Origin of the sequence: Streptomyces pseudogriseolus (genome assembly GCA_002154585.1) — a bacterium.
Classification (GTDB): Bacteria; Actinomycetota; Actinomycetes; order Streptomycetales; family Streptomycetaceae; genus Streptomyces; species Streptomyces pseudogriseolus.
In genome coordinates, this window is record MUNG01000016.1 from 49,464 (window position 1) to 57,442 (window position 7,979).

Consider the following 7,979-nt stretch of genomic DNA (forward strand, 5'->3'; position numbering starts at 1 on the left):
CATGGATTGATGTGGGGGGACGATGATCGACTATCGCAAGCCGGCGAACGTTCCGGTCTGGACGCTGGCGACGCGGGATGTCCAGGTGCCGAAGGTGTTCGGGGACGGGCCGATGACGGCCGAGCGGCTGGACGAGCTGCGGGGTGTACTGGCCGCGTTGGCCGACCAGCCGATCGCCACGCTCGAGGCGCACCCGCTGCCCGAGAGGGTGGACCGCAGCAAGGGCATCGCGCTCGGCGCCGCCAGCCCTCTGGCGCAGCACCTGTCGCAGCTCATCACCGAGTCGGCGAAGACGTCCACCGCGGCCGCCACGGCGACGGCCTCCGGCGAGATGCTGTGCCGCGTGGTCGTCCCGGCGAAGGTCGCCGCCGAGTTCGGGCAGGGCCTGGTCACCTGGATGGAGCCGAAGGGGGCGAAGGGCGCGTTCTACGGCGACCTCGTGCACTCGGTGACGCGCCAGGCCGTCGGCAAGGCGACACTGGTGCCGGTCAGCGGAGCCGCGGCCGCCGGCACCGTCGGTGGTGCGGGCGCGACCGCCGGGGCCGCCGCCGCGGGGGGTGCGGTGCTCACCGTGGCCGCTCCGCTCGTGCTCATGGCCGTGGCCGTGGGGGTCAGCGCGCACGCCGACCGCAAGCGGCAGGAGGCCATCGCCCACATCACGGACCTGCTGGAGCAGCTTCAGGCCGACAAGCTGGACGACGAGCACAGTGCGCTCAACGGCTGCCGTCCCGCCATCGACAAGGCCACGGCGATCCTGCTCGACCAGGGCAAGCTCGGTGTCTCGCTGGGCCTCGACTCGGCGGTGCACACCATCGACACGGCGCTGAGCAAGGCCGACATCCGGCTGGCGCGCTGGCGCAGCGCACTCGACAAGCTGCCCGCCGGCGAGCCCGTCGAGATCGCCACGCTGACCGAGGCGTTCCCGGGCGTGGACGAGCAGGGCGGTACGTTCCGCACGCACATCGAAATGGCCGCGCTGGCCATCGCGTTGAAGCGGCGCGTCAACGTGCTCCAGGCGGTGGAGCGGGCCCAGAGCGAGCCGGACAACCTGTTCGAGAACTTCGCCCGCGCGCTCAAGGACGACGAGCGGCGTCTCGACGAGCTGGAGTCGGGCATGGCCCAGGTGCTGGTGCGCCTGTCGACGCTGGAGCTGGCGCGGCCGAGCAGCAAGCGGCCCGTCCTGACGAACGGTGAGGTCGACCGGCTGCTGCGCGCGACGTACCAGATTCGCAGCCTGGGCGACGGCGTGGCGCTGAACGGCCGCCCGGCGGACGTGGCGATCGAGATGGCCCGTGAGCGGGACGGCTCGCTCGTCGTGTTCCCCGCCCTGCCCGCCCACGCGTAGGCACGCGGACGCCGATAGCGAGTGACCGTGTCGAATCTTCGCAGCGACCCGCGCACCTCCGACGCCGTCCGCGGCAGCGGCTGGACCAGCGGCTCACCCCAGGCCGAACAGCTGTTGTCGCGTCTGGGAGCCGGTGAGCGGGTCGAGCTGCTGTTCGTGACCCCCGGTTACCAGGGCGCGCTGACGGCTCGGCGTCTGCTTCTGTGGCGCGGCATCTTCCGGGTGCGGTGCACCGAACTCCGCCGTCCGTTGCCCTTGTCGGGCAGTGGGAGCCGGTCGGCTTTCGGTGAGATCCTCGTGCTGGACGCGCCTGAAGGCGCCATGGAGCTGAAGCTGCTCACCCGGCGCGTGGCGAGTGCCTTGGCCGCCGCCGGCCGATCGGTCGCCGCCACCCCGACCGCCCACCACGCGGCGGCGGCCGGCCGCGTGTCAGGGACCCCGCGCGCGGAGGGAAGCCCCGGCGCGGCCGGGTCGTACCACCCGAGAGTCATCCGTACGTGGCAGGACGCCGAGCTGGCCGCCGTCGACCACATGCGCGGTCTCGGATTCGCCGACGCGCGCGTGACGGGCGCCGGTGCGGACGGGGGCATCGACGTGTTCGCGCGGGACGCCGTGGCGCAGGTGAAGCACCACAGCCAGCCGATCGGCGTCGGTCCCGTCCGTGAACTGCGGGGAGTGGCCGATGCGCACCAGCATCTGCTGTTCTACGCGTCCGGCGGCTACACGGCCGCCGCGCGCCAGTTCGCCGACGAGAGAGAGGTCGCGCTGTACTCCCTCGCGGAGTCCGGCCACGTCACTCCGCTGAACGAGACGGCGACCCGTCTGTCCGCCCGCTCCGCCCCGGCCCCGGCCTCGGGCTGGACCCAGGCGTCCGCGTGGGGGAGAGGGGCGGCGGCCGAGCGTGCGAGCCGGCGTGCCGCCGAGCTGGACGCGCAGCGGCAGACCGTGCTCCGTCTGATCGCCCGTGTCCGCGCGCACACGAGCGAGGTCCACGCCCTGCCGTCCAACCGGTACACCAAGGACCGCATCAAGGCGCTGAAGGCGGCCCACAAAATGACCGAGCGGGCGGAGTCCCTGCTGGCCACGTCGCGGGCGGACTTCCAGACGCACGGCGGGCGGAAGCAACTCATCGCCCTGGCCGACGAGAAGGCCCGAGAAGCGGCCCTCAAGCTGGCGTTGCGTGTCTGACGCCCCGGCACGGTGTGGCCCCCGCCGCCGACGGCCCCGGCGGCCCGACGCTCTCACGCCCCCGCGTCGAGCAGTTCCGCCCGCACCGTCTTGCCGCTCGGCGGGTAGGGGACGCAGTCCCACTGGTCGGCGAGGGCGGTGACGAGGGTCAGGCCGCGTCCCGTGGTGGCGAGCGGGTCGCACGCGGGGTCCGTGAGGCAGGGGAGCGGGCGGAGGTCTCCGCGGGCGTCGCTGACCTCGACGCGGAGGCGGCCGGCGGCCGGGTCGAGGACGAGGGTGAGCCGGAAGCAGCGGCCGGGCACGCGGCCGTGCAGGACGGCGTTGGCGGCCAGCTCGGCGACGACGAGTTCTGCGCGCTCGGTGAGGTCTTGCGAGACGCCCCGCGAGCGCAGCTCGGTCACCGCGAGCAGCCGGGCGAGACGGGCGCCGCGCCGCGTGGACGACAACAACTGCGTGTAGGTGTGAACGGGCGTCCCGACGCCAGGTGTTGCGTGGTTCATGGCGTCAGAGTGGCGGCTGCGCGCGGGCGGAGGGGAGCGCCACGCCTCGTACGCGGGGCACGCGTACGGACGGGGGAGTCGGGCGGTACGCCACAGCCGCGCGGACGACAGGTCTGTACCAATACCAGCCCTTCCGTGCCCTAGACGGAACTTGACGGAACTTGCCTGTGATTCAAGTCACCTGTGTAGCTTTCTGCTCCCGTTCCGCTACTAAACTGCGGGTAAAGAAATGATCCGGGTGACGCGTCGGCGCGGCGATTGACCACCGCTGTTGCCATGCGTGACCGTTTTACCTGTTGTGCCGTTTTCGGCTCGCCAGGGGTACGTTCGCAGGGGGAGATTTCACGCTGTCGGCGTCGCCCTGGTACTTCGAGCTCGTCTACCACCTGGGCATCGCCGCCGCGCTCGCGGTGATGCTCGGAGTCGGCGGCCGGCCCGGACTGGCCCTGCACTGGGCCCTGTTGTGGTCGGTCTACCAGCGGCAGCCGGGTCTCCTGGACGGCGGCGACAACCTCGCGTACGTCGTCATCCCGTTCCTGCTGCTGACCCACTGCTACGACCGGTTCGCCCTGCCCACCGGCCTCGCGAGCCGCCTCGCCCGGCACGTTCCCGGCCACCTGCGGGCGGTGTCCGTGCCGTTCCACAACCTGGGCGTCCTCATGGTGGCGGCGCAGATCTGCCTGGTCTACGTCGTCTCCGGCCTCTACAAGGTCATGGGTGAGGAGTGGCAGGACGGCACCGCGTGACGCTCGTACCAGCAACTCGTCGACGACCACGTCCTGATGCCGCTGGGACTGGAGGCGGGCGCGGTGACCGCGCTGCCGCCGCGGGAACGGCGTCTCGTGCCACGGAACCTGTCCGGCCGGCCCCGCCCCCTGTGGACGCTGACCGGGCCGATCCTGCCGGCCGGCGGCCTGTGGTCCACTTGCCGGACGCTGTCCCAGGTTGTAACGGGACTGCTGGTCGACCGCCGGCTTGGCCCGCCCGCGCCCACCTGGCAGCGCGGCTCCTCGATCACCTGGCACAACGGCGCCACACGCGGCTCGTCCGTCATCGCCGCCGCGCACGACGACGGCCGCTGGATCGTCCTGCACCGCCTGGGCGCCGGGGACGCCACCGACGATCTCGCCACGAAGACCCTGCTCGCGGCACCCGCGCCGCGCGGCGGGGCGTGAACACCACCACCACACCGAGAGGGTCACGGGAAGCGTCGTGAGAATCGCCTGGTTCGCCTGGCTGGTCCAGCATGTTGACGAATTCGGCTACGACGACGGGCCGTTGCGCGCCTCGATCGGCACGGGCGCCGTGCTGCTCACCGCGGCGCTGCTCGGGCTCGCCCTGCACCGCAACCGGCCCGCCGCCATCGCCGCCGCGAGCCTCACCTGCGCCCTGGGCATCGCCTGGCTGGCCTTCCACTGAGAGGACGACGACACCCATGACGGACGCCGTCGTCGTCGGGTCCGGGCCGAACGGGCTCGCCGCCGCGCTCACCCTGGCCCGCGCCGGACTCCGGGTCGAGGTGTTCGAAGCACACGAGCGCGTCGGCGGAGGGCTGCGCACGGAGGCCCTGTTGGACTCGGAGGTGCTCCACGACATCTGCGCGGCCGTCCACCCCATGACCCCGGTGTCCCCGTTCATGCGGTCACTCGGCCTGGAGGCGCACGGCGTCGCCCTGCTGCACTCCCCGGCCGCCTACGGCCACCCCCTCCAGGGCCGCCCGGCCGCCCTGGCCTGGCGTGACCTCGACGCCACCTGCGCCGAACTCGGCCCGGACGGGCGGCGATGGCGGCGGCTGATGCTCCCGCTGATGCAGCGTTCCGCGGACGTGGTGGACCTGATGCTCTCCACCCAGCGCACCCCGCCGAACCCGACGGCCCTGGCCCTCCTCGCCACCCGCCTGCCGGCCCACGCCCTGCGCGCCGGCGGGGACCTGCGCACGGAGGTGGCGCGGGCGCTCCTCACCGGTGTGGCCGCGCACGGCATCGGCCGGCTCCCCTCACCGGCGTCCGCCGCTGTCGCCCTGCTGCTCGGGCACCTCGCCCACACCACCGGCTGGCCCGTTCCCCGGGGCGGTTCGGGGGCCGTCGCCGCCGTCGTGGACCGGCAGATCGAACGGCTCGGCGGCCGGATCCACACCGGCGTCCGGGTGAACAGCCTGAACGACCTGCCCACCCGCAGGCTCACCCTCCTCGACGTCTCGCCCCGCGAACTGGCCCCCATCGCCCCGCTGCCCGCCGGATACCTCCGCGCGCTGTCCCGCTACCGGTACGGACCGGGCGCGGCCAAGGCCGACTTCCTCGTCGAGGGCGCGATCCCCTGGACCGACCCCTGCCTCTCCCACGCCGCCACGATCCACCCGGGCGGTACCCGCGGCACGGCCCAGAACTGGCCCACGCCGAGACCGCCACGGCCCGGGGCCTGAGCGTCCGGCACCCGTACATCATCGTGGTCGACCCGGCCGCCGCGGACCCGGCACGGGCCGTCCGGGGCCGACGACCGGTCTGGGCCTACGCGCACGTCCCCCACGGCGATCCCCGAGACCCCCTGCCGACGATCCGCGCGGCCCTGGAAGCCCACGCGCCGGGCTTCACCGACACGGTGATCGCCGAACGCGGCATGTCGGCCGCCCAGTTGGGCGCATACAACGCGAACTACGTCGGCGGCGACATCGCCTCCGGAGCGATGACCCTGTGGCAGACGCTGGCCCGCCCCGTCCCGCGCCGGAACCCCTACCGGACGCCCCTGCCCGGCACATGGCTGTGCTCCTCGGCGACCCCGCCGGGTCCCTCGGTCCACGGGATGTGCGGGTACTACGCGGCGCGGGCGGCACTGGAAACGTGGCCGAAGGCGGACCGGCCAGCGAGCGCGCACCTGCTCGAAGGCTGACGCCGTCCGCGACGCCCGGACACCGGAGGCGCCCGGCGGCCGGGCCGTAAGCAACGCGAGGAAGCCGGAACGGAGTCCCCGATGTCCCGGAGCCTTCGCGGAGGCGGGGGACTGTCGGTGGCGGGTGACAGCATCACCGGCATGGTTCTCGTACGTACGACTCCACCGCGGCCGGTCGAGGTGACCGAGCTGTTCCCTGAACTGGCCCCACTGGCGCGTCCCGCGATCCGGCTGCACCCCCGCCCGGGATCGCCGTCGGTCAGGGACAGTTCCGTCGGGGGACCGTTGCTGTGGCCGGCCGACGAACCCTGGCCGCACTGCGAGGACGCGCACCTGCACGGTGACAGCGGCTTCCGCGAGTCACCGGCAGCGATACGGCTCGACAGGTACCGGCGGGCCCAGCGGCATGACGACCCCTATGGCCCGTCGTTCACGCCCGAGGAGGTGGCGGCCCTGGAGCAGAAGGCCGCGAGGCTCGAGGAGCGGCTCGACGCGGGCCCTCCGTTGCCCGCGGACTGCCCGGTCCCGCTGCTGCCCGTGGCCCAGCTGTATCTGCGCGACGTGCCCTTGCTGCGGCCGCCCGGAGAGGCCGATCTGCTCCAGATCCTCTGGTGCCCCTACGACCACGAGCCGGACTGGAAGCCCGCGACCAGGGTGTTCTGGCGCTCGGCCGCCTCGGTCACCGACGTCCTGGCCACGCCACCGGAACCGTACGAGGCCAACTACGACGGCTATGTGCCGGAGCCGTGTGTGCTGGCCCCGGAAGCGATCACCGAGTATCCCTGCAGCCTCGATCTGAGCCCCGAGGTGAGGCAGGTGGTGCAGGACTGGAGCCGATGGCAGGCGGCTCGTGCGGTGGTGCACGGCTCGTACGAGGAGTACCCGGCGGAGTACTACGACGCCCACCTGGCCGACGCTCCCGGCTGGAAAGTCGGCGGCTGGCCGCCCTGGGGCCGCACCGACCCGAACCCCCGGTACTGCGCCGTCTGCAAGGCCCGGATGGTCCCGCTGCTGACCATCGCCTCCTTCGAGTGGGACGGCGAAACGTACGGTTGGGCGCCGCAGGAGGAGCGGGCCGCCGCCTACGCCCACGGTCACCTCGCCGGCCTGAACCCCGCACAGCCGACGCGGGTGGTAGTGGGCAGCGCCGACAACATGCAGCTCTACGTCTGCCCGGAGTCCCCCGAGCACCCGCACACCGACTTGATCCAGTGAAAGCGGTCTATGCGCACGGGCAGGGCAGGTCGGGGGCCGTGCGGTTCGGGGAGCAGGCGACCACGGCGAGGGTGAGGTAGGAGGGGCGTTCGAGGTAGACGCCGTACGACACGTCGCCGCCGGCGTGCAGACGCTCGGCGGCGGAGTCCACCAGCCGGGTCAGACGCGCGGTGTCGCGCTCTTGCTCCACGGCGAACCTCGGGGCGTACTCGGCCAGCCGCTCACCGAACCAGGCCGCGGCCTCCTTCGCCTCCTCCCAGGTGCCCCGCACCAGTGAGCGGGGCTTGACGAGCCAGTACGCCGTCTCCAGCGGCGGGAGGTCCGCCGTGCGGAACTCCGCGGCGACCAGGCGGTAGCGCTCGATCAGTTCCGGCCTGCTCCCGGCCGGGGGCGGATCGGGGTGCGGGGGCCGGCGCAGGGCCTCGTCGTCGAAGCGGGCCTTCGGGCCGGTCCAGAGGTAGGCGTGGTGGTGCACGTGCTGTTCCCGTTTCCGTGACGAGGAGGGCCGGCCGGACGCGCGGGAGGAACGCGGCCCGGCCGGCGGCTGGGGGGGGGAGGGAGGTGTCAGGCGCCGAGGCCGAAGCGGGCCGGGTCGATACCGGCGGCGTCCAGCTCCTCGGTGGTGAACCGCAGCGGCTCCACGTCCGGCCGCTTGCTGTCACCGAGCGCCCAGGCGTCCGCACCGATCCGGGCCAGGGTCACGCACCCCTCCGTGCAGGGGCCCCCGCACGCCTTCGTGAACGAGGCCCCGCCGATGTCCAGCGCGTAGAGGTCGGTTCCGTTCTGCATGACTGCACCTTCCAGCTCGTCCGAAGCGGCCGGGTCCGGCCGCTTCGGACGAGCTG

General features: G+C 73.0%; 11 protein-coding genes. 8 read left to right on the forward strand and 3 right to left on the reverse strand.

Going from position 1 to position 7,979, the window contains the following annotated elements:
• Positions 1 to 22 precede the first annotated feature (22 nt).
• Positions 23 to 1,345, forward strand: a complete 1,323-nt coding sequence (locus tag CCN29_RS02190; RefSeq protein ID WP_086679818.1) for a hypothetical protein — start codon at positions 23 to 25, stop codon at positions 1,343 to 1,345.
• A 27-nt stretch (positions 1,346 to 1,372) separates the two neighbouring features.
• Complete coding sequence (locus tag CCN29_RS02195; protein WP_143661265.1) at positions 1,373 to 2,533, forward strand: restriction endonuclease; 1,161 nt, start codon at positions 1,373 to 1,375, stop codon at positions 2,531 to 2,533.
• Between the two features lie 53 nt (positions 2,534 to 2,586).
• On the opposite strand, the gene CCN29_RS02200 is transcribed toward CCN29_RS02195, so the two are convergent.
• Positions 2,587 to 3,033: an ATP-binding protein gene (locus CCN29_RS02200; RefSeq protein WP_086679822.1), complete on the reverse strand. Its 447-nt coding sequence runs from the start codon at positions 3,031 to 3,033 to the stop codon at positions 2,587 to 2,589.
• A gap of 296 nt (positions 3,034 to 3,329) precedes the next feature.
• On the opposite strand from CCN29_RS02200, the gene CCN29_RS02205 reads away from it, so the two are divergent.
• The 6 genes from CCN29_RS02205 (at position 3,330) to CCN29_RS02225 (ending at position 7,134) form a co-directional block, all read left to right on the forward strand.
• Positions 3,330 to 3,779 (forward strand): HTTM domain-containing protein, encoded by a 450-nt coding sequence (locus CCN29_RS02205; RefSeq protein ID WP_189404841.1) that lies wholly within the window; start codon positions 3,330 to 3,332, stop codon positions 3,777 to 3,779.
• Positions 3,780 to 3,815: 36 nt separating this feature from the next.
• The gene (locus tag CCN29_RS34720; RefSeq protein ID WP_442538211.1) at positions 3,816 to 4,208 is read left to right on the forward strand and encodes a hypothetical protein; all 393 of its coding nucleotides are present in this window, start codon (positions 3,816 to 3,818) and stop codon (positions 4,206 to 4,208) included.
• A 37-nt stretch (positions 4,209 to 4,245) separates the two neighbouring features.
• Positions 4,246 to 4,452 (forward strand): hypothetical protein, encoded by a 207-nt coding sequence (locus CCN29_RS02215; protein ID WP_031022200.1) that lies wholly within the window; start codon positions 4,246 to 4,248, stop codon positions 4,450 to 4,452.
• Between the two features lie 16 nt (positions 4,453 to 4,468).
• Positions 4,469 to 5,455, forward strand: coding sequence for a phytoene desaturase family protein (locus CCN29_RS02220; RefSeq protein ID WP_442538213.1), 987 nt, complete (start codon positions 4,469 to 4,471; stop codon positions 5,453 to 5,455).
• Positions 5,456 to 5,478: 23 nt separating this feature from the next.
• Positions 5,479 to 5,919 carry a phytoene desaturase family protein gene (locus tag CCN29_RS35520; protein WP_442538214.1) on the forward strand — a complete coding sequence of 147 codons (441 nt, stop codon included), beginning with the start codon at positions 5,479 to 5,481 and terminating at the stop codon, positions 5,917 to 5,919.
• 141 nt (positions 5,920 to 6,060) lie between these two features.
• The gene (locus CCN29_RS02225; RefSeq protein ID WP_086679833.1) at positions 6,061 to 7,134 is read left to right on the forward strand and encodes a hypothetical protein; all 1,074 of its coding nucleotides are present in this window, start codon (positions 6,061 to 6,063) and stop codon (positions 7,132 to 7,134) included.
• Between the two features lie 7 nt (positions 7,135 to 7,141).
• On the opposite strand, the gene CCN29_RS02230 is transcribed toward CCN29_RS02225, so the two are convergent.
• Complete coding sequence (locus tag CCN29_RS02230) at positions 7,142 to 7,609, reverse strand: hypothetical protein (protein ID WP_086679823.1); 468 nt, start codon at positions 7,607 to 7,609, stop codon at positions 7,142 to 7,144.
• A gap of 89 nt (positions 7,610 to 7,698) precedes the next feature.
• Complete coding sequence (locus tag CCN29_RS02235) at positions 7,699 to 7,923, reverse strand: DUF397 domain-containing protein (RefSeq protein WP_086679825.1); 225 nt, start codon at positions 7,921 to 7,923, stop codon at positions 7,699 to 7,701.
• Positions 7,924 to 7,979 lie beyond the last annotated feature (56 nt).